Consider the following 25,387-nt stretch of genomic DNA (forward strand, 5'->3'; position numbering starts at 1 on the left):
GAACTCGAAGTTCGAGCAGGGACCACAAACTCACAACAGCACCCCCGATGATCAGTCAGGGGATTATCGCTCTGTTAAAGTGATAATCAAGATATAAGCAGGGGACAAAAGCGTGTCCCCTGCACCCGCGCTTTCCGCAGCATAAATTGCCCGCGTTGCGGGTCCCCTCGGTTGTCATTCCGGCGGACGGGCCGGCTTTAGGCTACAGTCCCTGTAGCCAGACGCCTTTCGCCGCCGTCCTGGCGGCTCATCCCTGCCTTCATTCCGCCCTCAGCAATTTATGATGCTCGGGGGAAGGTCAAAGACAAAGGACAAAAGACAAAAGAAAAAATTAAAAGATAAAGAAAACATCAAGATTTCCTCAAGAAATTATCAACTCATAGTTGTCTTATTTTTTGACGTTGTTGTTTCCGTTGACCTTCCCAGAGCGTCATGACTCGCTGAGCGAAGAACGCAGGCAGGGGCGAACCGCCATGGATGGCGGTGAGAGGCGTCCGCCGCCAGGGACTGGTGGCTAAAGCCGACCCGTCCGCCGGAGTGATGAGGGAAGGGACCGGCGCAGCCGGCGAGTTGTGTAGCGGAAAAGCCCGGGTTCATAGGGGACGGCTAGGTCCCCTATGGCGGTTGAGGCTACTTGGCTCAAGTAGAAAAATACACTTATATCAACCGAAATTTACTCCGATATTATCTTTAAATATCAAAATAATAGCCTAGGCATCTAACCAACAAAGCTATATTTTGACGTTAACAAACATCAATCCGATATCAACCGAAACATACTCCGAAATTATTTTTAAATATCAAAACCATAGCGTATGCCTCTTAACAGCTCTTTTCAGTTTCAGCGTGTTCAGGCCGCTGGCTGGCAGGAATCAAGCATGCGGCCAGTACAGCAAACAGTGAAATGATCGCAGAAACGATAAACACCCAATGCAATGAGGAAGCAACCTGATCAATCAACCAGGTCAACTCATCTGCAGGCATCGCCTTGCGCGCGGAAACTTCCATCAGTTTCTGCACTGGATCGCTGATACCCGGCAACCGCAACTCAAGATTGATATTCAGTGTCGCGCCAAGAATGGCTGTACCCAATGCTGACCCCAGCAGGCGTGAAAACATGGTCGATGCCGTGGCAATGCCGCGAATGCTGACGTCCGCCGCATTCTGCACTGAAACCAGAAAAGTCATGTTGCTTAACCCCATTCCCGCGCCAACGGTAAAAGCCGCCAGCCATCCCCACCACAAACCGTCTTGCGTATTCATGGTCAACAGGACAATGCTACCGATAATCAGCAATACCGCGCCAACCAGCGCAGTGAAACGGTAGGATGTTGCGAGCATCAAACGCCCGCTCAGCATGCTGGCAAGCGGCCAGCCCAGCGATACCATGGCCAGCGTGGTACCCGCTTGCAGCGGTGTTCCCCCCATTACCCCTTGCACATAGGTTGGCAAGAAGGCGCTGATGCCCATCAAGACAGCACCAATCACCAGCCCACCAACATTACCCGCAACGATCACTTTGCTTTGCCATAACACCAAAGGGAACAGCGGTTCCACCGTGCGTTTCTCCTGGCGGACGAAGAGACAAGTGCAGACCAGCGCCAACACCAATAAAGGGACAACCCACCATCCGAGTATTTCAGCCTGAAGCAATGCCAGCAGAAGCGCCGACACGCCAATGGCCAGCAAGGCTATTCCTGTCATATCCAGCGAGTGGTTCTTTACCCGGTCATTGACTGGCAAATAACGGGCAATCAACGCCATCGCCAGCAACCCAATGGGCACATTCACCCAAAACACCAGCGACCAGGTAAAATGTTGAACGATGAATGCCCCCAGCAATGGCCCGACAATCGCTGAAATCCCCCATACGCTGGACAAATACCCCTGCACTCTGGCCCGCTCGGTAGGCCCATAGACATTGGCGATAATCGTTGAGGCTATTGGCGTTATTGCACCGGCCCCCAATCCCTGTAACGCGCGAAAAGCAATCATCCAGAGCATGGACGGAGCAAAGCCACACAGAATAGAGCCGATGAGAAACAGCGTGGTTCCAACAAAAAATACCCGGTGACAACCGTACAAATCCGCCAAACGGCCATAGATAGGGACACTGATCGCCTGCGTCAGCAAATAGGCGGCAAATACCCACCCAAGGAGCGAAAATCCGCCAAGATCGCCGATAATCGTTGGCATCGCTGTCGCCACAATCGTGACTTCTACCGCAGCCATGAACATCGCCAACATACAGGCGATAAGAATAACGGTACGGTGTTGCGGGGTTTGTGCGGTCAAAACATGATCCTGTTATTGTGCGTCACGTAATAAATGACGTTATCCATGGTTGTTCTACTCGATTTGTTGGCGTAACTGGATGATCACAGTCACTGAATTGGCTGTCATGGCTAAGTGGCAACGAGTATATCAAGTTCATCCGGTTTCAGCGTCTGGTTGAGCCAAACTCTGACGCATGAGGCAACATAGCCGATGCGGGTGACTTATTCACCTATTGGAGAATAAAATTGATAAGGTTGGGATGTCGATTGAAGATTAAGACAGAAAGTATAGCGGTGAGTTACGCCGGATAATGGCGGTATTCCAGAACTCCCCGTCGGATGCAGAGGAGTCTGTGATGGCTGGATGGATAACCGACAATCGTTCACCGGTTATCCATGCTCAGAACTTATTTCTGCAAAATTGCGGAAAGATCCAGATAGCGGGCCATTTCACGGGTTTCTGCCCGAGGCAGATAAGGAATCTCCCCGAGTAAGGGCGCGGCAATTTTCTGGCTCAGCGCATCAATGGTTTCTGCATAATGTGCCAGACAAGGATTGATACGGTTGGCGACCCACCCCAACAATGGCAGACCATCATTGATCACAGCCTGTGCCGTCAACAACGCGTGGTTGATACAGCCTTCCTGAATGCCGACAACTAATATCACCGGCATTTGCTCCTGAACTACCCAAGCAGAATATGAACGCAAGTCGTTCATCAATACGCTCCAACCACCGCAGCCTTCAACGACGACACAATCGGCTTTGCTACGTAAATTGCTCAATCCTTGAGATAGCATACTGTAGTTAATTTCGGTTCCCTTACTGGCATAAATTTCATCTTCCACCAAAGGAACTGGATTAACGTCCTCGTAAGGCAATAATATTGATGATGCTCCTTGCAGAAGCAGCGCATCTTTATTACGTAATCCCTCAGGCGTTTCAATGCTTTCGGTCGCAACCGGCTTGTATCCCACGGCGATGCGCCCCTGCTCGGCCAGCGCCTGCAATAAAGCACGGGACACGATGGTTTTACCCACAGCTGTGTCAGTACCGGTGACAAAAAAATGCGTTAACATGAAGTAAATGCTCCGGAATTTCTCCGTTTAACAAGGAATTATCGCCACTTAGAAAATGCGGGATAGAGTAATTACCGTTAAAGTCTAGGCGATGGAGCAAGGCGGGAGCTTGAGATAGCTCAATGTTTTTGTTGACTGGCAGTTTTATTTTACACAATTATCGCAACCCCGGTGGCAATTAACTCCACCGGGGTATCAGTACGGATTCTTGCAGGTACGTCAGGCGCGTTTGTTAACCCTGCAATAACTTCACCAACAGCGATCCATTGTATAACGCATCCTTGACCAACGCGGCACCGGGCATAGTGCCCTGATTATAAAAGCGCGTCGATTCGACCTGGATATTTTCACTGTAAGACGGTAATGATTGTTGCTGAATGCACGACAGAATTGCCGGGTGCAGGATATTTGCTGCCCGGTTCAGTGGCGACCCGATAAGGATTTTCTCCGGATTGAACAAATTCACCATAATGGCGACAATCCGCCCCACGCTGTGACCCACGCCGAGAATGACATCCCTTGCCAGTTGATCACCTGCCATCGCGGCATCACACAAAGACTCAACCGTCAGTGGCGCACCGTGCAGTTGCGAACTCATTGAGACGTTGAGTCGCTGCTGCACGAGTTCGAGCATATTTTCAATACTGGCGACAGTTTCCAGGCAGCCATGATTTCCGCAATAACAGCGCTTGCCATAGGGATCGACTTGAATATGCCCAATCTCTACCACGCTGCGGCTTCCGGCATGAAGAACCCGTCCACCGGTGATCACCCCGGCGCCCACGTTATGGTCAATCACGACCTGAATGACATTTTGACAGCCCCGCGATGCGCCATAAAGCGCCTCCGCCATCGTCCACGCGCCAATGTCATGCTGCAAGAACACGGGTAAACCGGTACGTTCGCCTAATGCAGGACCGATCGCCATTTCATTGACGTTATAGAACGGCATACGATGAACGATGCCTGCCGTCGCATCAATCATCCCAGGCATGGTGATAGCGATGGCCGTCAAACGTTCCAGTTTGCTTTGATGGCGGATAAAGAACTGGTCCACTTCACTCAGAATACGATCGAGCAACGGCAGCGAGTGTTCTGCTGGCAGTGGCAATTTCTCTTCAACGACCATTTTGCTGCTGAGATCGCGCAACGCCAGTGTAATGCTGCCCGGACTGATACGTGCGGAAAGATAGTGCCAGGCGACAGTGTCGAGGATCACCCCGACTGCAGGTCTGCCACGGCTGCCCACTTCCTGAAATTCAGTTTCCTGAACCAGGTGGGCTTCGAGGAGTTCGCGTACAATTTTGGTAATACTGGCCGGAGCGAGTTGCGCCCGCTTTGACAATTCAATGCGGGAAATGGGACCGTTCTGGTCGATGAGACGATAAACTGCCCCTGCATTGGTTTGCTTAATTTGATCAATATGCCCAGGCTGGCCATCGGCAATCACGGAACCTGCTCCTGCTATTTTTCGCGCTTCGAAATAAATATTATCGGCTATGGTGGGGCTTTTAAAATAGGCCGTCAACTATTTGATTAGTTATGTGATTTAGTGCACATATTCAGAGCCTTTATCATAAGCATTATCTTAAATCAGTCGCCGTCAGGCGTCTTGTGAAAGTCCAAAAGTAGAGTCATCAACGCCTGCGCAGGCGCGCTGAGAGGCCGGTGGTGATGGTTAACCAGCCACACCTGCGAAATAAACTCCGGGTCAGTCAACGGAACATATTTTACCCCGTCAACGTTAATGCGCATAAATGAGGCTGGCAGTATCGAAACGCCTAACCCAGTCGACACCAGCCCAACTATCGTCATCGCCTCACCCACTTCCTGCGTGATGTATGGCGTGATTCCGGCACCGGCCAGCAGCGATAAAATTTCATCATAGAGCGCGGTTCCCACTTCGCGGGAAAAGAAGACGAACGGCTGGTCAGCCAGCGCCTGTACCTCCAGCTCAGCGTGTTTCGCCAAAGGATGATCTTCGGGTAACACTGCCACGAGGGGTTCATCCAGTAAAAGCCGATAATCGAGACCGTCTGGCAGACGCGTATTGCGCATAATTCCCAGATCCAATTTGCCATCCAGTAGAGGTTCGATTTGTTGGCGGCTATTGATTTCCGCCATTTGCAGATGCACATAGGGATGAAGTTGGCGGAAATGTTTGAGGCTGCGTGAAACAGCGCCAATAAAAGGCGACGAGGAAGTGAATCCAAGGGTCAACTGCCCTATCTCGCCGCGATGGATCCGTGCAGCCTGAGCCGCTGCATCCTCTACCTGCGACAACACCTGATACGCATTGCGCAGAAACATCTCGCCTGCCGGGGTCAGGCTGACATTGCGATTATTGCGCAGCAATAGCCGTGCACCGATTTGTAGCTCCAGCGCCTGAATTTGCTGGCTTAGCGGTGGCTGTGAGATACGTAACCTTTCGGCCGCACGGCCAAAATGCAACTCCTCCGCAACAGCAATGAAATAGCGTAAGTGGCGTAATTCAATGTTCATCATATTTTTAAAGTATCAAATCAGATTATTAATATATTAGACAACATACTGTGATCTACCTATTATTTTGTTATTGCATTAATTCTTTTGTCATTTTCATTGTGATGAATACTAGTAAGGATTTCCCGTGAAGACCTCCTCACGCCCTGCCCCTCATACGGTGCCGGGCGATGCAGCCAATGACGAGCCTCTTGTTGAGTCATCATCGCGCCTGACAACCCGTAATAAATCCCCCTTTATTAAACGCGGTTCTCCGCAGTTCATCCGCGTCACGCTGGCTCTTTTTTCCGCCGGTCTGGCGACTTTTGCCCTGCTTTATTGCGTACAGCCCATACTGCCGGTGCTATCACAGGATTTCGGTATTTCCCCAGCCAGCAGCAGTCTTTCACTTTCGGTATCCACGGGATTACTGGCAGTGGGTTTGATGTTCACGGGTCCGATATCCGACGCTGTCGGGCGCAAACCCGTCATGGTGGTTGCGCTGTTATTGGCCGCCTGTTGTACGTTGATTTGCAGCGTCATGACCAGTTGGAATGGCATTCTGCTGATGCGAGCGCTGATCGGTCTTTCGCTGAGTGGCGTAGCGGCGGTCGCCATGACGTATCTCAGCGAAGAGATTCATCCCAGCGTTGTGGCCTTTTCGATGGGTTTATACATCAGTGGTAATTCGATCGGCGGCATGAGTGGCCGTCTGATCACGGGTGTATTATCGGATTTCTTCTCCTGGCGCGTAGCCATTGCAGTTATTGGTATTTTTGCGCTTGCCGCCGCTTTTATGTTCTGGCGTATCCTGCCTGCCTCAAAGCATTTTCGCCCAACCTCTTTACGCCCACATAATCTGCTGATCAACTTCCGCCTGCACTGGCGCGATAAAGGTTTGCCGCTGCTGTTCGCCGAAGGATTTCTGTTGATGGGGAGTTTCATTACTCTTTTCAACTATATTGGCTATCGCCTTCTTGCCGATCCCTACCATTTAAGCCAGGCCGTTGTCGGTATTCTTTCTGTTGTCTACCTTATGGGAACCTACACGTCACCTAAAGCCGGGGTGATGACTACGCGCTATGGCCGAGGCCCGGTATTGTTGGGATCAATCGGCATCATGCTGTTCGGGATTGTGATTACTCAATTACCGTCTGTAGCGGCAATTTTACTGGGTATGGTTCTGTTCACCGGGGGTTTCTTCGCAGCCCATTCCGTAGCCAGTACCTGGATTGGCCTGCGTGCCAGGCGGGCAAAAGGTCAGGCATCGTCACTTTATCTGTTTTGTTACTATGCGGGTTCCAGTTTCGCGGGAACGCTTGGGGGCGTATTTTGGCACAGCTTTGGCTGGACGGGGATTGTGATATTTTTGAGTCTCATGTTGGTGGGGGCGTTATTGGTGGGGCTCAGATTGGGGAGATTGCCGGAGGCTGTCCGGCAGGCAGCATAGACGCAAGCGTCAAAATATAGCTTTGCTGGTTAGATGCCTACGCTATGGTTTTGTTCTTTAAAAGCAGATTCGGAGCAGGTTTCGGTTGATATAAGTCTGTTTTTCTACTTGTGCCTTTTCGCCTCAACCGCCATAGGGGGTCTAGCCACCCCCTATGAACCCGGGCTTTTCCGCTACACGACTCGCCGGCTGCGCCGGTTCCTTCCCTCATCACTCCGGCGGACGGGTCGGCTTTAGCCCACATCCATGTGGGCGGACGCCTCTCACCGCCATCCTGGCGGTTCGCCCCTGCCTGCGTTCTTCGCTCAGCGAGTCATGACGCTCTGGGAAGGTCAACAGAAACAACAACGTCAAAAAATAAGACAACTATGAGTTGATAATTTCTTGAGGAAATCCTGATGTTTTCTTTATCTTTTGATTATTTCTTTTGTCTTTGACTTTCCCCCGAGCATCATGAATTGCTGAGGGCGGAATGGAGGCAGGGATGAGCCGCCAAGGATGGCGGCGAAAGGCGTCCGGCTACAGGGACTGTAGCCTAAAGCCGACCCGTCCGCCGGAATGACAACCGAAGGGACCCGCAACGCGGGCAATTTATGCTGCGGAAAGCGCGGGTGCAGGGGACACGCTTTTGTCCCCTGCTTGAACGCCAAACATAATACTTAAAGAACAACAACATAGCCAGAGCGTTCAACCAGCAAAGCCATCTTTTGACCTTCACAGACATTGAAATACAAAGTTCATTTTGAAGTTGACCTTCCCAGAGCATCATAAATTGCTGAGGGCGGAATGGAGGCAGGGATGAGCCGCCAGGACGGCGGCGAAAGGCGTCCGGCTACAGGGACCTGTAGCCTAAAGCCGACCCGTCCGCCGGAATGACAACCGAGGGGACCCACGCAGTGGGCAATTTGTGCTGCGGAAAGCGCGGGTGCAGGGGACACGCTTTTGTCCTCTGCTTGAACGCCAAACATAATACTTAAAGAACAACAACATAACTTGAGCGTTCAACCAGCAAAACTATATTTTGACCTTCACAGACATTGAGATACAAAGTTCATTTTGACGTTGACCTTCCCCCGAGCATCATGAATTGCTGAGGGCGGAATGGAGGCAGGGATGAGCCGCCATGGATGGCGGCGAAAGGCGTCCGGCTACAGGGGCCTGTAGCCTAAAGCCGACCCGTCCGCCGGAATGACAACCGAGGGGACACGCTTTTGTCCCCTGCTTGAACGCCAAACTTAATACTTAAAGAACAACAACATAACTTGAGTGTTCAACCAGCAAAGCTATATTTTGAAAGTCAGAAACATCAATCTGATATCAACCGAAGGCACCCGCAACGCGGGCAATTCAGCTTCTTTATCATTTTGATTCCTTTTCTTTAGCCGGTTTTTTACGTTTCTTCCCTGCCGCTGGCGCCGACGGTAAACCACGAAAAGCTGATGAGGCACGACTTTGCTTGGCCTGACCAATCAGCGTCTGAAGCGTTATTACCAGCGGTTGCATAAAATCCTGGTAACGGCAGCTCTTCTCGCTGATTTTAGTCAGAGTCGACTCCCAATCGGCTGTCATATCCGGTCTGGCGGCAATATCCGGGAGAGAATGAATCAAGGCTTTCCCGGTATCGCTGGAGTGAATGTTACGCCCTTTTTTAAACAGAAATGCCCGTTTGAATAACAGTTCAATGATCCCTGCCCGCGTCGCTTCCGTTCCCAATCCGTCCGTTGCGCGCAAGATTTTTTTTAACTCTTTATCCTGAACAAATCGCGCAATGCCCGTCATGGCTGACAATAGCGTCGCGTCAGTAAAAGGTCTCGGAGGCTGCGTCTGCCTGGCAACCACTTCACCCCGTTCACACAACAGCACATCCTTTTTAGCGACGACAGGCAACGGCGTCCCTTCGTTTTCGTCATCACGCTCCTTGGCACCCAACAACGTCCGCCAGCCCGCCTCTGCCAGAAAACGCGCTTTTGCCACAAACTTGCCGTTGGCAATATCCAACTCGATAACACATTTTCGATACATGGCATCTGCGCAAAACTGCATCAGATATTGCCGCGCAACCAGACCGTAAACTTTGGTTTCATCTTCGGTCATCGATGTTTTGCTGCTCCGTGCCGTCGGGATAATCGCGTGGTGGGCGTCGACCTTTTTATCGTCCCAGCAACGATTGCGTCGTTCGGTATCCACAGCCGGTTGCGGTGACAGATCGGGCTGGTGAGCCGCAATGGCATTCAGCACCGCATGACGTCCGGCAAAATGTTCCTCAGGGAGATATCGGCAATCCGAACGCGGATACGTAATCAATTTGTGCGTTTCATATAAACGCTGGCACACATCGAGCACTTTTTGCGCACTCATGCCAAACCGCTTGGCGGCCTCTATCTGTAACGTCGAAAGGGAAAACGGCAGCGGCGCGATCTCGGATTCACGTTTGTCGTTGTAGGACGTAACAACCGCTGGCTGACCCTCAATACGCGTTACCACATGTTCTGCCAGAGGACGGTGCAATAACCGCCCCTCTTCATCCTGATAAGGTTCACAGGAATCGCTCGGTTGCCAGATGGCAACAAACCGCTCTTCGGCTGGCGTCACAATGTGCGCTTTGACTTCAAAGAAATCCTTGGAAATGAAGTTTTCGATCTCTTCGTCGCGGCGCACCACCAAACCGAGCACGGGCGTCTGCACCCGACCAACCGACAAAACCCCGTCGTAACCGGCGTTCCTGCCAAGCAGGGTATAGGCGCGGGTCATGTTGATGCCATACAGCCAGTCGGCACGGGCGCGTGCCAACGCCGAAACACACAGCGGAATAAAGTCGCGATTATCACGCAAGCGTTGTACCGCTCGCTCTACCGCCTGCGGGTTGAGATCGTTGATCAAACAACGGCGGACGTTCTGGCGCTTCTCCGCGGCCAAATCCAGATAATCCAGCACTTCATCCACCAGCAGTTGCCCTTCTCTGTCGGGGTCACCCGCATGAATCACCTCATCGGCCTGAAGTAACAATCCTTTAATCACGTTGAGCTGTTTACTGACGGACGGACGCGGCGTCAATTGCCATTTCTCGGGAATGATGGGCAGATCGGCCAGGGACCAGCGCGCATAACGGCCATCGTAGGCATCGGGCTGCGCCTGTTCGAGCAGGTGCCCTATACACCAGGTCACCACCTGTTCGTCACCGCAGGCGATAAAGCCATCACCGCGTCGGTGAGGTTTAGGCAGGACATCCGCGATTGCCCGCGCCAGACTCGGTTTTTCGGCAATAAAAAGTCGCATCATTCACCGTAACGGTCGTGGGTCAGTTGAAATACTGGCGATGTCATGTCCGTTCTCCCTGCTAAAAAACACATCGGTCATCGTAATGACATCTATGGTAGCGGTTGCACGGCTGGATGGTAAGAGAGTTAAGCGACCTGGAAGTCAGGTCGCTCACAAAGCCAGCGGAAAAGTGAATTATCGGACTTTTTACTGGCGTGATGCTGTTTTTTTAATCAGCAATCAGGGCGGCAATCGCTCAATCAGAAGTGACTGACGAATGCTGCATTGTCAGGTGGGGTCACTTTGGTCGCTGATTTCAACTGCGGAGTACCCAAATAAAGGAAGCCCACAATCTCATCGTCTTCGTCGCAAGAAAATGCGTCACGAACCAGCATATCTTCCGTCCAGGCACCGGTACGCCAGATCCCGTTGAAGCCTTGCGCCAGCGCCGCCATCTGCATGGCATGGACGGCGCAGCCCGCCGATACCACCTGCTCCCATTTTGGTACTTTCGGGTTATCCTGGCACTTCGCAATCACGGTGATGATTTGCGGCGCACGGAAAGGAGCCTGAGTGGCTTTCTCGATAGCTGCTGGTTCCAGCCCTTCCGCTTCGGCGGCAGCTTTCAGCAACTTACTGAAGCGGTCAAGGCCATCGTTTTCTATAATCACAAAGCGCCAGGGTTGAAGTGCACCGTGATCCGGCGCGCGCAAACCAGCATTGATGATATTTTGCAGACTCTCGCCAGACGGTGCGGGAGCCGCAAGTCGTGAGGCCGAGCGGCGGTTCAGTAGCAGATCTAATGCGTCCATAATTTTCTCCTGATAACGATTTGCATTTTCGTCACGGTAACCATTTTGTCACAGTAACATGGGTTATCGCGTGGTGACTACCCTCGTACCGTAGGGTTATGATGCAATAGTATGAGACGATTTAAAGCTGACATTTATTCAGCAGGTCTTTAGGATAGCGGTACTTTTTCTGTTTTATGGAGCGATCATGCGCACATTGTGGCGAATTATAGCCGGTGTCTTTAAGGGAATCTGGCGACTGCTTAATTTTGTCCGAGAATTTATCCTTAATTTATTCCTGATTTTGATTATTTTGGTGGGTGTTGGCATCTACCTGCAATTTCAGTCCAAACCGGTCGAGGTGACTAAAGGCGCGTTGCTGGTCGATCTCAGCGGTGTGGTGGTAGATAAGCCGTCGGTTAATAATAAATTTCGCCAATTGGGCCGTGAGTTACTGGGTTCAACAAGTAATCGCCTGCAGGAAAATTCACTCTTTGACGTCGTGGAAACCATCCGCAAAGCCAAAGATGATAAAAATATCAATGGTATGGTGCTGTCACTGGTGGACTTTACCGGTACCGACCAGACATCGCTGCAATATATTGGTAAAGCCCTGCGCGAGTTCCGTGATTCCGGGAAAACGATTTATGCCGTGGACGACAACTACAACCAGACGCAATACTATCTGGCGAGTTTTGCCAACAAAATCTATCTGTCCCCGCAGGGAAATGTGGATCTGCATGGTTTCGCGACCAATAACCTCTACTACAAATCCCTGCTGGATAAACTGAAAGTCACCACCCATATTTTCCGCGTCGGGACCTTTAAATCGGCGGTGGAACCCATGATACGTGACGATATGTCACCCGCCGCACGCGAGGCCGACAGCCGTTGGATAGGTGGGTTGTGGCAGAACTATCTCAATGCCGTATCCGCAAACCGCCAGATCACCCCTGAACAACTGTTCCCTGGCGCAGCCGGTGTGCTTGCCGGTTTACAGGCAACAGATGGCGACACCGCGCAATACGCGCTGAAAAATAAACTGGTCGATGAACTGGCTTCACGCGCGACCATCGAAAAAGAGCTGGTTAAGACCTTCGGCTGGGATAAACAGAAAAACGACTTTAATTCAGTCAGTATCTACGACTACCAGCCTGCGCCGGAACCTGACAATCAGGATCCACAAATTGCGGTGATCTTTGCCAATGGCGCGATCATGGATGGCACTGAGCAGCAGGGTAATGTGGGCGGCGATACGACGGCAGCGCAGATTCGTCAGGCGCGTCTCGATCCTGAAATCAAGGCCATCGTCTTCCGTGTCAACAGCCCTGGAGGCAGCGTTACGGCGTCGGAAGTGATTCGTTCCGAACTGGCAGCAGCGCGCGAGGCCGGTAAACCGGTGGTGGTTTCCATGGGTGGAATGGCTGCCTCCGGCGGTTATTGGGTTTCCACGCCAGCCAACTACATTATTGCCAGTCCAAGTACCCTCACCGGCTCCATCGGGATTTTTGGGGTGATTAACACCTTCGAGAATACGCTGGAGAGCATCGGCGTTCACACGGACGGTGTCGCCACCTCACCATTGGCCGATTTGGCTGTCACCAAGTCGCTGCCTCCTGAGTTCTCGCAGATGATGCAACTGAATATTGAGAACGGGTATAAAAACTTTATCAGTCTGGTCGCGCAATCACGCAACAAAACCCCGCAGCAGATTGACCAAATCGCCCAGGGTCACGTTTGGCTTGGCAGCGATGCCAAAAACAACGGGCTGGTTGATCAGCTCGGCGATTTTGATGATGCCGTCAAGAAAGCCGCTGAATTGGCGAAAGTGAAAACCTGGCAGTTGAACTGGTTTATAGAAGATCCAAGCTTTACCGATATGCTGTTTTCGCAAATGAGCGTTTCGGTTCAGGCGTTGCTGCCGCAAGCGATGCAAGCCTGGATCCCGGCTCCGCTGACCGAAGTGGCCAAAGCTATGAAGCAGCAACCGGGGCTGTTTGGTGAACTTAACGATCCGCAAAACCGCTATGCGTTGTGCCTGAGCTGTGGCGACGTGAAGTAGTTTCTTTCAGAAAATTCTCAGCCCGGCGCTTGTCGGGCTTTTTTTCCCCTGACAACCTCCTATAATTCAGCCCATCATCGCAAGCAGTAAAGAAGCCCTATGCAAAAGAAATCTATTTATGTCGCCTATACCGGCGGCACCATCGGCATGCAACGCTCCGAGCAAGGCTATGTGCCCGTTTCCGGTCATTTGCAGCGCCAATTGGCATTGATGCCGGAATTCCATCGCCCTGAAATGCCTGACTTTACCATTCATGAATATACGCCGCTTATCGATTCCTCAGACATGACCCCGGAAGATTGGCAGCATATCGCCGACGATATCCTGAGAAACTACAATAATTACGACGGATTCGTGATCTTGCATGGGACAGACACGATGGCGTTTACCGCGTCGGCCCTGTCCTTCATGCTGGAGAATTTGGATAAGCCGGTTATCGTGACAGGGTCACAAATTCCTCTGGAGGAATTGCGTTCTGACGGGCAAACCAATCTGTTGAACGCGCTGTTTCTGGCAGCCAATCACCCCGTTAACGAAGTCACGTTGTTTTTCAATAACAAGCTTTATCGCGGCAACCGCACAACGAAAGCCCACGCTGATGGTTTCGACGCTTTTGCTTCACCCAATCTGCCACCCTTGCTAGAAGCCGGGATCCATATCCGTCGCCTGTCGACACCCTCCATCCCGATTAACGATCTACCGCTGCACGTACATAACATTACCCCGCAACCTATCGGTGTAGTGACTATCTATCCGGGTATTTCCGGCGCGGTGGTGCGCAACTTTTTGCTGCAACCGGTTAAGGCGCTGATTTTGCGATCGTATGGCGTTGGTAATGCACCGCAGAAGGCAGAGCTATTGGATGAGTTGCAACAAGCATCGGAGCGCGGCATCGTGGTCGTTAACCTCACTCAGTGTATTTCTGGCCGGGTGAATATGGGTGGCTATGCCACCGGCAATGCCTTGGCGCATGCCGGGGTGATCAGTGGATTTGATATGACGGTTGAAGCGGCGCTCACCAAACTGCATTATCTCTTGAGCCAACCCCTCTCCCCTGAACAGATTCGCCTGCAAATGCAGCAAAACCTGCGTGGTGAACTGACGGATATCGTTTAACAGACTCGGTAAGGTGGAAAATGAATTCAGCGTTGTTGTTGATTGATCTACAGAAGGACTTCTGCCCCGGCGGTGCCTTGGCGGTGGAAAACGGTGATGCCGTGATCGAGATTGCCAACGAGGCCATGGCAATCGCCCATCGAAATGGGGTTGCCGTGGTTGCCAGTCAGGATTGGCATCCGCTGAATCATCGCAGTTTTGCCGTCAATTCCGGCACGCAACCAGGAACGCTGGGTGAACTGGAAGGTTTGCCCCAGGTGTGGTGGCCGGTTCACTGTGTGCAGCAGCAATCCGGGGCTGATTTCCATTCAGCCTTAAATAAGCAATTGATCGACCAGATATTCCGCAAGGGGCAAAACCCCGACATTGACAGTTACAGCGCTTTTTTTGATAACGGCCATCGTTCGCAAACCGAATTGCATGCGTGGTTGCAGGCGAAGTCTATCCAGAATTTGACGGTCATGGGATTAGCCACGGATTATTGTGTCAAATTCAGCGTACTGGATGCACTTAAACTGGGGTACAACACCCGCGTGATTGTAGAAGGGTGTCGCGGGGTAAATTTGCACGCTGAGGATAGCCAACAGGCGTTAATGCAGATGCAGAAAGCGGGTGCTCAATTGATAACGCTGGCGGAATTTAAATAACCCGTACCGGCATGAAAAATACCCTGCACATAGCCGCTTGTGCAGGGTAGCAATAAATTGTCAGCTCAATCAGAAGCTATAACCGACACCCAGCACCCAGGTACCGACTTTGACATTATCGAGTTTGGAATACTCATACGACGCATCGATCACCCAATTCGGCAGCGGGTTGATTTGAATCCCACCACCATAGGCAAATGCGCTTTGAGTTTCTGACTCATTCATATAATAATCACTTTTGAGATCATATTTCCCGCGAGCCATACCAACCAGCAAATAGGCACTGAAATAATCATTAGCCCTGAATGATGGTCCAACCGTTAAGGAATAGTAATCCAAATCAAGTTTTCCGGCATATCGCATGTTAGACGTATAAGCATGGTAATCTTTTTGGGTATACGTGAAAGAGCCGATGATGCCGAATTGATCATCGAACTCATAGCGATACTTCAGGTTGAGACCACTTGGATCGCCATCGACATCTATCCCATCCCAATCTACGCTACTATGTGCATAACCTACTGAAATGGTTTGTTTGCCAGCATCCGCATAAGCGGCTGCCATACCGAAAGAAATACAGGATGCCAATGTTGCCAGTGCAATAATCTTTTTCATAGTTCCCTCTAAAAAAGAAAACAAAATGTTAACATATAGTGAGTTGGTGCAGTAAATCATACTGTTACAGGACTTAAGATACTTCTTTAATAAGATGAGTATTTTCAAAAATAAATGCGACAAGTTTTTAATAAACTTAACTTATGTGGGATTTTAGTCACATTTTATAATATTAATTTTCAGGCGTTACATTAGAGTCTTAAAAGTTATAGAAAAATCACGGTGTGTATTAGCTTTTTGTGCTCATCAAATAAATGATTTGCCATTGCAGCGGAAACGGCGAATAAAAAAATATAAGTTTCAGCACTTGAAGTAAATAGACTTAGAAAAAGTAATAAGATAATTACATTATTGACCAAGATTATTCTGAGCAACTGAAAATAAAATTTTAGAAAAAGGCCTCATTTAAGCGAGGCCTTTCTGTAAAGGAGATGAACGAAATTATTGAGAAAATTGAGGGCCAGGTATTCGTGGCCCGTTATGCTAACTCAGGATGTGGGTGCCAAACGCGTTTTGCCAGTCATTCTCAAACTGGGTTACGGCAGCCTGCACCGCAGGGGTAGTCAGCAATTGCTCTGCGACATCCACGGGTAACGTGATCGCCTGACAACCGGCCAGCAAGCATTCAATCGCCTGACGCGGTGTACGGAAACTCGCCGCCAGTATTTTGCTTTGTGGCGCATGTAGCGTCAGTAATTTCTGTAACTGCTGAACCATCTCGATGCCGTCACCACCCTGCGCATCCAGTCGGTTGACGTAGGGCGCAACATATTCAGCGCCAGCCAATGCACCGAGCAATCCCTGCCCTGCACCATACACCGCCGTTCCCAGCGTCGGAATGCCCATGGTCTTCAGCTTTTTAATGGCTGCCAGCCCTTCGGATGTTACAGGGACTTTGACGATGAGTCCGGGGACCCGCTGAGTCAGTAGCAGGGCTTCCGCCACAATGCGCTCTGCGTCTGCCGCCATCACTTGAGCAAACAATTTCCCGGTGCCTCCCAGCGCGTCACGTAAAGCAGGCAACACTTCCCAAATCGGTTTGCCCTGCCTGGCAACGATACTCGGATTGGTCGTTACGCCGTGCAATGGCAGGATGCGCGCCAGACGTTTTACCGCCCCAACATCTGCCGTATCAAGATAAAGCTCCATATCCTTCTCCTCACTTCATGTGGGCTGGTTCAAATATTCATCAATACTAGCGAAAAAAGCCGAGAATTGTTTGACCGATATCAATAATACTTTCATTCGAAAGTTATTTAATTTACGAAAGAAGCATTGAGGTGACCTATGATTTTTAATCTGCAACGCTACTCGACACATGATGGTCCGGGGATCCGCACTGTGGTGTTCCTGAAAGGCTGCTCGCTGGGTTGCCGGTGGTGCCAGAATCCGGAAAGCCGCTCACGTCAGCCACAGATACTGTTCGATGCGCGGCTGTGTATTTCCGGCTGTCGCCTATGTTGTGATAACTATCCCCATGCTATCAAGATGCAAAACGATACCGTTACGCTTGAGCGCCAGCACCTGACTGAAGTGGATTATGCCACGCTCGGCGAGTGTTGCCCCAGCGGAGCCTTGAGTATTTGCGGTGAAGTCGCCGATGTTGACCAGATTATGCAGAACGTTTTGCGTGACCTGCCTTTTTACCAGCGCAGCGGCGGCGGTGTGACGATTTCAGGCGGTGAGCCTTTTATGCAACCGGAACTCTACGCCCAGTTACTTGAACGCTGCCGCCAGCATGGCATTCATACAGCGGTGGAAACCTGCCTTCATGTTCCCTGGTCCTATATTTCCCCCTCGCTCGACTCGCTGGATTTGCTTCTGGCCGATCTCAAGCACGTTGATGGCAAGCGCTTTGCCGAATGGACTGAGGGCTCGGCAAAACGGGTCATGGATAACTTCCGCCGCCTGGCGCGCGCGGACAAGGAGATCATCATCCGCGTACCGCTGATCCCTGATTTTAATGCCGACCATGACTCGATTCGCGCAATTGTCAATTTTGCTGCCGATGAAACCGGCTGTCGTGAAATCCACTTTTTGCCTTACCACACGCTGGGCATCAACAAATATTCCCTGCTGGGCATGCCCTACCTTGCCGCCCGGCAACCGTTGGATAATCCGGATTTGCTGGCGTACGCACAACAATACGCCGCCGATCGCGGTCTCACTGCCCTTTTAAGAGGATAACGCCATGACCCTGCTCAATCTTGAAACGCTGAGTGAGCGCATCCAGGCCCATAAAAATGCGCTGATTACCATTGTTAAACCGCCGATTTGTACCGAACGCGCACAACACTACACCGAAATTTATCAGCAACATCAGGACAAACCGTTACCTGTTCGCCGTGCACTGGCGCTTGCCCATCATCTGGAACAGCGCACCATCTGGATCAGGCATGATGAGCTGATTGTCGGTAATCAGGCCAGCCAGGTGCGAGCCGCGCCGATCTTCCCGGAATACACCGTCAGTTGGATTGAAAAGGAGATCGATCATCTGGGCGACCGTCCCGGCGCCGGGTTTTCGGTGTCTGAAGAGGATAAAACGGTATTGCACGCGATCTGCCCGTGGTGGCGTGGCCAGACGGTTCAGGATCGCTGCTACGGAATGTTTACGACTGAACAACAGTCACTGCTCGATTCCGGCATTATCAAGGCAGAAGGAAATATGACCTCCGGCGATGCGCATCTGGCGGTGAACTTTCCGTTATTGCTGGAGAAAGGCATCGATGGCCTGCGCGAGAAAGTGAGCGAGCGTCGCAACCGGCTGGCCTTGACCGATTGGGATGATCTGCACAAAGAGCAATTCCTTAAAGCCATTGATATCACCCTGGATGCATTGAGCATCCACATCAACCGCTTTGGCACATTGGCACGGAAGATAGCTGAAGATGAAACACGCGCATGGCGCCGCGAAGAATTGTTGTCCATTGCCGCGAACTGCGACCATATTGCCCATCAGCCACCGCAAAACTTCTGGCAGGCGTTGCAACTGTGCTATTTCATTCAGTTGGTACTGCAAATCGAGTCCAACGGTCACTCGGTCTCTTTCGGGCGTCTCGACCAATATCTCTATCCGTGGTATCGCCGCGATGTAGAACTGGAGCAAACTCTCGATCGCGAAAAAGCCATTGAAATGCTGCACGGTTGCTGGCTGAAACTGCTTGAAGTGAACAAAATCCGCTCCGGCACCCATTCGAAAGCGTCCGCTGGCAGCCCGTTGTATCAAAACGTCACCATCGGCGGCCAGAAGCTGATTAATGGCGAGGCATTTGATGCCGTCAATCCTCTCTCCTATGCGGTTCTCGAGTCTTGCGGACGTTTGCGTTCCACGCAACCGAATCTCAGCGTGCGCTACCATCAAGGCATGAGTGATGATTTCCTTGATGCCTGCGTGCAGGTGGTTCGCTGCGGTTTTGGGATGCCTGCTTTCAATAATGATGAAATCGTTATTCCCGAGTTCATCAAACTGGGCGTTGAGCGTGAAGACGCCTACGACTACGCCGCGATCGGATGTATCGAAACCGCAGTAGGCGGGAAATGGGGTTACCGTTGTACCGGAATGAGTTTCATCAACTTTGCCCGGGTGATGCTGGCCGCGCTTGAACAAGGGCGCGATGCCACCAGCGGCAAAATCTTCCTGCCGCAAGAACATGCGCTGTCGCAGGGTAACTTCGATAATTTCGATCAGGTGCTGGATGACTGGGATCGCCAGATTCGCTACTACACGCAAAAATCGATTGAGATTGAGTGCGTCGTCGATACCGTACTGGAAGAAAATGCCCACGATATTCTCTGCTCGGCCTTGGTGGATGACTGTATCGAACGTGGGAAAAGCATTAAGCAGGGGGGCGCAAAATATGACTGGGTATCGGGTCTGCAAGTCGGTATCGCCAACCTCGGGAACAGTCTGGCGGCAGTGCGCAAACTGGTTTTCGAACAGGGACTCATTGCTCAACAACAACTTGCAGCGGCTCTGGAAAACGATTTCGACGGACTTGATGGCGAGCAACTGCGTCAACGGCTGATCAACGGCGCACCTAAATACGGCAACGATCATGACGATGTGGATCATCTGCTGGTCCGGGCTTATCAAACGTACATTGAAGAGCTGACGCAATACCATAACACCCGGTTTGGTCGCGGCCCCATCGGGGGAACCTACTACGCCGGCACCTCTTCCATTTCTGCCAACGTTCCCTTCGGCGCAGCCACCTGCGCCACGCCGGACGGACGAAAAAGTGGCACGCCATTGGCGGAAGGTGCCAGTCCGGCATCCGGTACCGACCAACTCGGACCAACCGCCGTGTTCAACTCGCTGGGCAAATTGCCGACGCGCGCCATCCTCGGGGGCGTACTGCTTAACCAGAAATTGAATCCTTCGACGCTGGAGAATCCTCGCGATCGGCAGAAGTTACTGATCATGCTGCGCACATTCTTTGAGGTACATCTTGGCTGGCACGTGCAGTACAACATCGTCTCGCGTGAAACATTGCTGGACGCCAAACAGCATCCGGATCGCTATCGCGACCTGGTGGTGAGGGTTGCCGGCTATTCCGCTTTCTTTACGGCCTTATCGCCGGACGCCCAGGATGATATCATTGCCCGAACAGAACATACTTTGTAACTTTTGACAGTGAGTGGCAGCCTGCGGGCTGCCCTCCATTCGGGTAACCATGAACGCAAGACACCAGAACATCATGCAGCACGTGAACCTGAAGCGCCGGGTCAGCGTCAGCGAACTTTCCCAGCTTTGCGGCGTGTCCGAGGTCACCATCCGTCAGGATCTCACGCTGCTGGAACAGCGCAGCTATCTAAAGCGCGCTCATGGCTTTGCTCTGGCCATCGAAAGCGACGACCTCGATACACGTATGATGTCCAACTTTGCCCTGAAGCAGAAGCTGGCACAGTTTGCCGCTTCCCTGGTTGAAGATGGAGAGACTATTTTTATTGAAAGCGGCAGCAGCAATGCCCTGTTGGCCCGTTATCTCGCCGAACACAAGAAAGTTACCCTGATCACCGTCAGTAGCTATATTGCCCATCTGTTGAAAGAGAGCGAGTGCGAGGTGATTCTCCTGGGCGGGATGTATCAGAAGAAGAGCGAAACGATGGTTGGCCCGCTGACGCGGATGTGCATCCAGCAAGTCAATTTCAGCAAGGCATTCATTGGGATCGACGGTTACCTGCCAGAAAATGGCTTCACCGGGCGCGATATGATGCGGGCAGATGTGGTTAACGCCGTGCTCGCCAAAGGGATGGAAAACATCATCATTACCGACTCGTCCAAGTTCGGCAAAATCAATTCCAATCCGCTTGGAACGGTAAACGCCTTTAGCCGGGTCATCACTGATGATGGGCTCACGCAGGATTTCGCCGACTCGCTGGTACAGCAAGGGATCACCGTCAATACGGTGGCTGAAGGGTAACCTGCCATACTTTTTGCTGCGCACAATGGCGGTTGTCATTATGCGCAGCGATCCGCGTCTTATTGCCCGTAATAGGCATTTTTTCCATGCTTGCGCAGATAGTGTTTGTCGAGCAGGATCTGCTGCATATCTGGCAGATCTGGCGTCAATTGGCGTGAAAACAGTCCCATATAGGCCACTTCCTCCAGCACTACCGCATTGTGAACCGCATTGTCGGCATCTTTACCCCAGGAAAATGGACCGTGTGAATGCACCAGCACCGCCGGGACATCTTTGGGATCGATCTGCCGCTCCTGGAAGGTTTTCACAATAACCTCCCCGGTTTCCCACTCATAGCGCCCGCTGATTTCAGCGTCGGTCATCAGTCGGGTGCAGGGAATCGCCCCGTAAAAATAGTCTGCGTGCGTTGTTCCCCACGCCGGAATATCTTTCCCTGCCTGAGCCCAAATCGTGGCATGCCGCGAATGCGTATGGACGATCCCGCCCGCCGCCGCAAAATTCAGGTAGAGAACGCGGTGCGTATCGGTATCCGAAGAGGGCTTTTTGCTGCCTTCGACCACTTTGCCACTCTCCAACTCCACGACCACCATATCGTCCAGTGTCATGGCCTTATACTCAACGCCGGAAGGTTTAATCACCATCAGCCCCTGCTGGCGGTCTACTGCGCTGACGTTGCCCCAGGTAAAGGTCACCAGATTATGTTCCGGCAGTGCCAGATTGGCCTCCAGCACCTGTTGTTTGAGCTCTTTTAGCATTGTAAGTACCCCCATTGATTTTCCCATACCCAAAGTATTTGGGTATATTTTGGGAGTCTGCGTGAGTTGCAGGTATGGGGTAAATCGCTAAAGAGTGCGTGCTATCCTGCTGGAAAAGGCAAAGCGTGCACCGGATGCAATGATCTTAAGCAAAAGAAAGTCAATGAAGGAGAGAATGGACTTTTTGTGCTTTCACCGATAGGCCGGCAGCAAATTAAGATTATTTACCTAGTGAATACTTCCTACTGAAATAAACTTAATGCATCTGACTGTATTCATGCGCCATGGGCTATATGCTGCTGCGAATGAAGACAGGCCAGACTGCTGAACACAACCAAATAGCGTCAGCAAGAGTGGGAAACTTAAATTTGTTTTACTTTTGAGGACGCTAAAGCAGGCTGAAATGGCGATTATTGCCTATACTTAAGATTGATCCAGCAGGCGTTACTTTTTTATGCCGTTGAACGCCAGTTTTGATGGAGAGATTCTTTATAAGACAATACCGCCGAGCCGAAGCTAAGGAGAGATATTATGATGATATTCAATAAACGTATTGCAACTGCCGCTCTGGCGATTACGCTGGCTTTGTCAGTCAGTGCTTGTTCCAGCATGTCAAAACGCGACCGCAACACGGCCATTGGTGCAGGTGCAGGTGCCTTGGGTGGTGCTGTATTAACTGACGGAAGTGCATTGGGTACCGTTGGTGGCGCGGCCGTTGGTGGGATTATTGGTCATCAGGTAGGTAAATAAATGTAAAGTAATTCCAATCAGGGAAGGAATATTATTTTGGATTTAAACGGTCTGGCCTATTAGCCGTTATTAGCTACAGCCAGTTTTCCGGTCTATTATTTTCAATGATATAATCAATGTAAAAATAAAAAAACCGGGAAATTTGCTTCGTGACGTCTATTTAAATCAGCAACATTTCCCTTTTGCTAATTTTTATTGCCTCAACATTCCCTATTACAACAATATTCAGTCTGCAATACTACTATCTTGCCCTGCCGCAATATGCAGGCAGGGCAAGACTTCATGAATTCATCCTCCGGCGAGCTTAACCTTCATCCCTTTGGCTTCAAGCAATTGCTTCAGCAATTCGCGTTTATCACCCTGGATTTCAATCACGCCCTCTTTCACTGCACCGCCACAACCGCACTTTTTCTTCAGTTCTGCCGCCAGTTTATCGAGTGCCGCATCGTCAAGATCAATGCCGGTAATCAGGCACACGCCCTTGCCTTTGCGCCCGCTGGTCTGCCGTTGGATACGCACGATGCCATCACCTTTGGCGCGCTCGGCCTTTTCGACCGGTTGCTCAATCCGACCACTGTCTGTGGAGTAAACCAGAGGATTATCGTTGCGACTCATCATCTTTCCCTCAGGCCAAAGACGCACGGATTTCGCGCAGCATGGCTGCGGGGTCGCCTGCGCGCGTGATCGGACGGCCAATGACCATGAAATCCACCCCCGCCGCCTGTGCTTCCTGCGGCGTCATGACCCGGCGTTGATCGCCGACCGCGCTGCCCACCGGGCGAATACCGGGGGTCACCAACTTGAAGTCCTGACCACAGCTGGCTTTCATGCGTGCCGCTTCCCGTGCGGAACAGACCACACCATCCAGACCGCAACTGCGGGTCAACCTCGCCAGACGCTCCGCGTGATCGCCGGGTGGCATATCAATGCCAATATCACGCAGATCACTGCCTTCCATGCTGGTCAGGACGGTTACAGCAATCAGCAGGGGTGCATCAGCAGCAAAAGGCAGCAGCGCTTCTTTCGCCGCAGTCATCATACGCACGCCGCCGCTGGCGTGGACGTTCACCATCCAGACGCCCAGATCTGCCGCAGCAGCCACGGCACGCGCGGTCGTATTGGGAATGTCGTGGAATTTAAGATCAAGGAACACATCAAACCCGCGGCTGTGGAGATCGCGCACCAGTTGCGGGCCAAACAAGGTGAACATTTCCTTGCCCACTTTCAAGCGGCAATCCTGAGGATCGACACGATCGGCAAAATCCAACGCCGCTGTTTTGTCCGCGTAATCCAGCGCAACGACAATAGGTGACGATTTCAAGTCATTGTTATTCATCTTTTTTTCTGACTTCATGTCTTCAGCCTTCTGCAAGTGGAAAGGAGATTGGGGGCAGTGAAAAATTCTAACGCCCGCATTCTACAGGCGACAGGCATGAAATCCTAGCCACACACGTGACTAATAGAGGTTTGGTGAAGAAATTAGAATCCCTGAGGACGGGCGTCGTCTGGGAATTACTGCCCGTCGAGGCCGCGAATGGGTTTGATTGACGCCCAGGAGCGGCAGGATGGGCAATGCCAGTAAAGCGAATGGGCGGTAAAACCGCATTTATGGCAGCGATAGCGCGGCTTGGTGCGGATCTGCTCCCCCACCATATCGCGCAGCAGCAACAGGCTCTCTTTAGCTCGGCCATCTTCCGCCTCGGCCAGGTGGAAATCCATCAGGCGATAGAAAACCCGCATGTTCGGATGACGCTGTAACTGGCGGTTAATATAGACCTGCGCAACGTCGATCCCTTCCGTCTTCTCAAGGATATCTGCCAGATAGAGTTCTGCCACCGCCCCCGTATTGTGTGCAACGCAACGTTTGAGGAATTCTGCCCACTCAACCGGTTGTTGCAGGTGACGGAAACACTCTTCAAGTTGCGGCAATGCCTCACTGATCAGCTCTTTGTCCTGATCCAGAACGCGCTGTAACACGTCAGATGCCTTGGCGTAGTCATCCTGCGCCATGAAAATCCGCCCTTGCATGATCGAGACGCGCGCACAAAGTTTGTCTGCCGATGCGCCTTTTTTCAGAAAGGTCATCGCCTTATCGAGATCGTCACTACCCATCGCCTGCAGCGCCAGTTCACAATAGAAATGGGCGATCTCGACGCGTTTGTCTTCTTTTCCCAGCTTGACCAGGCGCTCTGCAACATCAATCGCATTCTGCCAGTCACTGGTCGCCTGATGAATGACCAGCAGTTGTTGCAGCGCCGACAGTTGGAAGTCTTCTTCCTTCAGCAACTGGGTGAACATATCCTCTGCGCGGTCATAAAGCCCGGCGGCCATGTAATCGCGGCCAAGCTGCTGTACGGCCAGCAGGCGTTGCTCAAAGGTGAGCGAGGCACTTTCCATCAGCGCCTGATGAATTCGCAGTGCGCGATCGACTTCTCCGCGCGAGCGGAACAGATTGCCAAGCGTCAGGTGGGCTTCAAAGGTATTGCTGTCCTCTTTCAACATGTCGAGGAACAGATCAACCGCTTTGTCTTGTTGATTTGAAAGCAGGAAGTTTACCCCCGTCACATATTCACGTGACAGGCGGTTGGCTTCCTGTTGTTTGTCCTGCTGAGCACTTCTGCGCCCCATGTACCAGCCGTAGGCTGCAGCCACGGGCAACAACAGAAACAGCAGCTCTAACATAG

20 protein-coding genes are annotated in these 25,387 nt (G+C 51.6%); 8 read left to right on the forward strand and 12 right to left on the reverse strand.

From position 1 onward, the window contains the following. Positions 1-822 precede the first annotated feature (822 nt). From DRI82_RS21035 to DRI82_RS21050, 4 genes are all read right to left on the reverse strand, one after another. Positions 823-2,295, reverse strand: coding sequence for an MDR family MFS transporter (locus tag DRI82_RS21035; RefSeq protein WP_281269797.1), 1,473 nt, complete (start codon positions 2,293-2,295; stop codon positions 823-825). A gap of 388 nt (positions 2,296-2,683) precedes the next feature. After that, entirely contained in the window at positions 2,684-3,355 is a 672-nt protein-coding gene (gene bioD / locus DRI82_RS21040; protein WP_114195866.1) for a dethiobiotin synthase, read from the reverse strand. 232 nt (positions 3,356-3,587) lie between these two features. After that, complete coding sequence (gene mlc, locus DRI82_RS21045) at positions 3,588-4,805, reverse strand: sugar metabolism global transcriptional regulator Mlc (protein WP_114195867.1); 1,218 nt, start codon at positions 4,803-4,805, stop codon at positions 3,588-3,590. 143 nt (positions 4,806-4,948) lie between these two features. Next, a complete protein-coding gene (locus DRI82_RS21050; RefSeq protein ID WP_114195902.1) occupies positions 4,949-5,857 on the reverse strand; it encodes a LysR substrate-binding domain-containing protein in 909 nt (302 codons plus the stop codon). 160 nt (positions 5,858-6,017) lie between these two features. On the opposite strand from DRI82_RS21050, the gene DRI82_RS21055 reads away from it, so the two are divergent. After that, entirely contained in the window at positions 6,018-7,286 is a 1,269-nt protein-coding gene (locus DRI82_RS21055; protein ID WP_170138742.1) for an MFS transporter, read from the forward strand. A 1,359-nt stretch (positions 7,287-8,645) separates the two neighbouring features. On the opposite strand, the gene DRI82_RS21060 is transcribed toward DRI82_RS21055, so the two are convergent. Both DRI82_RS21060 and DRI82_RS21065 read right to left on the reverse strand, forming a co-directional pair. Then, the gene (locus tag DRI82_RS21060; protein ID WP_170138743.1) at positions 8,646-10,562 is read right to left on the reverse strand and encodes a DNA topoisomerase III; all 1,917 of its coding nucleotides are present in this window, start codon (positions 10,560-10,562) and stop codon (positions 8,646-8,648) included. A 242-nt stretch (positions 10,563-10,804) separates the two neighbouring features. Next, positions 10,805-11,356, reverse strand: a complete 552-nt coding sequence (locus DRI82_RS21065; RefSeq protein WP_114195870.1) for an NAD(P)H nitroreductase — start codon at positions 11,354-11,356, stop codon at positions 10,805-10,807. A 187-nt stretch (positions 11,357-11,543) separates the two neighbouring features. Here DRI82_RS21065 and sppA point away from each other — a divergent pair, with 187 nt between their 5' ends. The 3 genes from sppA (at position 11,544) to pncA (ending at position 15,160) form a co-directional block, all read left to right on the forward strand. After that, entirely contained in the window at positions 11,544-13,397 is a 1,854-nt protein-coding gene (sppA, locus tag DRI82_RS21070; protein WP_114195871.1) for a signal peptide peptidase SppA, read from the forward strand. A 99-nt stretch (positions 13,398-13,496) separates the two neighbouring features. After that, positions 13,497-14,513, forward strand: a complete 1,017-nt coding sequence (ansA, locus tag DRI82_RS21075) for an asparaginase (protein ID WP_114195872.1) — start codon at positions 13,497-13,499, stop codon at positions 14,511-14,513. 20 nt (positions 14,514-14,533) lie between these two features. After that, positions 14,534-15,160 (forward strand): bifunctional nicotinamidase/pyrazinamidase, encoded by a 627-nt coding sequence (gene pncA, locus DRI82_RS21080; RefSeq protein ID WP_114195873.1) that lies wholly within the window; start codon positions 14,534-14,536, stop codon positions 15,158-15,160. Between the two features lie 69 nt (positions 15,161-15,229). On the opposite strand, the gene DRI82_RS21085 is transcribed toward pncA, so the two are convergent. Together DRI82_RS21085 and fsa are read right to left on the reverse strand one after the other, a co-directional pair. Continuing rightward, a complete protein-coding gene (locus tag DRI82_RS21085) occupies positions 15,230-15,775 on the reverse strand; it encodes an Ail/Lom family outer membrane beta-barrel protein (RefSeq protein ID WP_114195874.1) in 546 nt (181 codons plus the stop codon). A 483-nt stretch (positions 15,776-16,258) separates the two neighbouring features. Next, positions 16,259-16,924 (reverse strand): fructose-6-phosphate aldolase, encoded by a 666-nt coding sequence (gene fsa, locus DRI82_RS21090; RefSeq protein ID WP_114195875.1) that lies wholly within the window; start codon positions 16,922-16,924, stop codon positions 16,259-16,261. Between the two features lie 138 nt (positions 16,925-17,062). Here fsa and DRI82_RS21095 point away from each other — a divergent pair, with 138 nt between their 5' ends. Genes DRI82_RS21095 through DRI82_RS21105 form a run of 3 tightly spaced genes read left to right on the forward strand, consistent with a single transcriptional unit; the run spans position 17,063 to position 21,198 of the window. Beyond that, positions 17,063-17,962 carry a glycyl-radical enzyme activating protein gene (locus tag DRI82_RS21095; RefSeq protein ID WP_114195876.1) on the forward strand — a complete coding sequence of 300 codons (900 nt, stop codon included), beginning with the start codon at positions 17,063-17,065 and terminating at the stop codon, positions 17,960-17,962. A 4-nt stretch (positions 17,963-17,966) separates the two neighbouring features. After that, complete coding sequence (locus DRI82_RS21100; protein ID WP_114195877.1) at positions 17,967-20,399, forward strand: formate C-acetyltransferase/glycerol dehydratase family glycyl radical enzyme; 2,433 nt, start codon at positions 17,967-17,969, stop codon at positions 20,397-20,399. Positions 20,400-20,448: 49 nt separating this feature from the next. Further along, entirely contained in the window at positions 20,449-21,198 is a 750-nt protein-coding gene (locus DRI82_RS21105) for a DeoR/GlpR family DNA-binding transcription regulator (RefSeq protein ID WP_114195878.1), read from the forward strand. A gap of 59 nt (positions 21,199-21,257) precedes the next feature. On the opposite strand, the gene araD is transcribed toward DRI82_RS21105, so the two are convergent. Then, positions 21,258-21,953 (reverse strand): L-ribulose-5-phosphate 4-epimerase, encoded by a 696-nt coding sequence (gene araD / locus DRI82_RS21110; RefSeq protein ID WP_114195879.1) that lies wholly within the window; start codon positions 21,951-21,953, stop codon positions 21,258-21,260. Between the two features lie 531 nt (positions 21,954-22,484). Between araD and osmB the strand changes: the two genes are divergently transcribed. Next, entirely contained in the window at positions 22,485-22,703 is a 219-nt protein-coding gene (osmB, locus tag DRI82_RS21115) for an osmotically-inducible lipoprotein OsmB (RefSeq protein WP_114195880.1), read from the forward strand. 288 nt (positions 22,704-22,991) lie between these two features. Here the strand turns inward: osmB and yciH are convergent, their stop codons facing one another. The 3 genes from yciH to lapB form a co-directional block, all read right to left on the reverse strand. Continuing rightward, positions 22,992-23,318, reverse strand: a complete 327-nt coding sequence (gene yciH, locus DRI82_RS21120; protein ID WP_114195881.1) for a stress response translation initiation inhibitor YciH — start codon at positions 23,316-23,318, stop codon at positions 22,992-22,994. A gap of 10 nt (positions 23,319-23,328) precedes the next feature. Continuing rightward, positions 23,329-24,057 carry an orotidine-5'-phosphate decarboxylase gene (gene pyrF / locus DRI82_RS21125; protein ID WP_114195882.1) on the reverse strand — a complete coding sequence of 243 codons (729 nt, stop codon included), beginning with the start codon at positions 24,055-24,057 and terminating at the stop codon, positions 23,329-23,331. Between the two features lie 158 nt (positions 24,058-24,215). Further along, positions 24,216-25,385 carry a lipopolysaccharide assembly protein LapB gene (gene lapB, locus DRI82_RS21130; protein ID WP_114195883.1) on the reverse strand — a complete coding sequence of 390 codons (1,170 nt, stop codon included), beginning with the start codon at positions 25,383-25,385 and terminating at the stop codon, positions 24,216-24,218. Positions 25,386-25,387 lie beyond the last annotated feature (2 nt).

This window comes from Edaphovirga cremea, assembly GCF_003332275.1.
In the GTDB taxonomy this organism is placed as follows: Bacteria; Pseudomonadota; Gammaproteobacteria; order Enterobacterales; family Enterobacteriaceae; genus Edaphovirga; species Edaphovirga cremea.

Coding starts and splice junctions, on each gene's coding strand:
- bioD (WP_114195866.1), bottom strand. CDS start 3,355: ATGTTAACGCATTTTTTTGTCACCGGTACTGACACAGCTGTGGGTAAA.
- DRI82_RS21050 (WP_114195902.1), bottom strand. CDS start 5,857: ATGAACATTGAATTACGCCACTTACGCTATTTCATTGCTGTTGCGGAG.
- DRI82_RS21060 (WP_170138743.1), bottom strand. CDS start 10,562: ATGCGACTTTTTATTGCCGAAAAACCGAGTCTGGCGCGGGCAATCGCG.
- DRI82_RS21065 (WP_114195870.1), bottom strand. CDS start 11,356: ATGGACGCATTAGATCTGCTACTGAACCGCCGCTCGGCCTCACGACTT.
- sppA (WP_114195871.1), top strand. CDS start 11,544: ATGCGCACATTGTGGCGAATTATAGCCGGTGTCTTTAAGGGAATCTGG.
- ansA (WP_114195872.1), top strand. CDS start 13,497: ATGCAAAAGAAATCTATTTATGTCGCCTATACCGGCGGCACCATCGGC.
- pncA (WP_114195873.1), top strand. CDS start 14,534: ATGAATTCAGCGTTGTTGTTGATTGATCTACAGAAGGACTTCTGCCCC.
- DRI82_RS21085 (WP_114195874.1), bottom strand. CDS start 15,775: ATGAAAAAGATTATTGCACTGGCAACATTGGCATCCTGTATTTCTTTC.
- fsa (WP_114195875.1), bottom strand. CDS start 16,924: ATGGAGCTTTATCTTGATACGGCAGATGTTGGGGCGGTAAAACGTCTG.
- DRI82_RS21095 (WP_114195876.1), top strand. CDS start 17,063: ATGATTTTTAATCTGCAACGCTACTCGACACATGATGGTCCGGGGATC.
- DRI82_RS21100 (WP_114195877.1), top strand. CDS start 17,967: ATGACCCTGCTCAATCTTGAAACGCTGAGTGAGCGCATCCAGGCCCAT.
- DRI82_RS21105 (WP_114195878.1), top strand. CDS start 20,449: ATGAACGCAAGACACCAGAACATCATGCAGCACGTGAACCTGAAGCGC.
- araD (WP_114195879.1), bottom strand. CDS start 21,953: ATGCTAAAAGAGCTCAAACAACAGGTGCTGGAGGCCAATCTGGCACTG.
- osmB (WP_114195880.1), top strand. CDS start 22,485: ATGATGATATTCAATAAACGTATTGCAACTGCCGCTCTGGCGATTACG.
- yciH (WP_114195881.1), bottom strand. CDS start 23,318: ATGAGTCGCAACGATAATCCTCTGGTTTACTCCACAGACAGTGGTCGG.
- pyrF (WP_114195882.1), bottom strand. CDS start 24,057: ATGAAGTCAGAAAAAAAGATGAATAACAATGACTTGAAATCGTCACCT.
- lapB (WP_114195883.1), bottom strand. CDS start 25,385: ATGTTAGAGCTGCTGTTTCTGTTGTTGCCCGTGGCTGCAGCCTACGGC.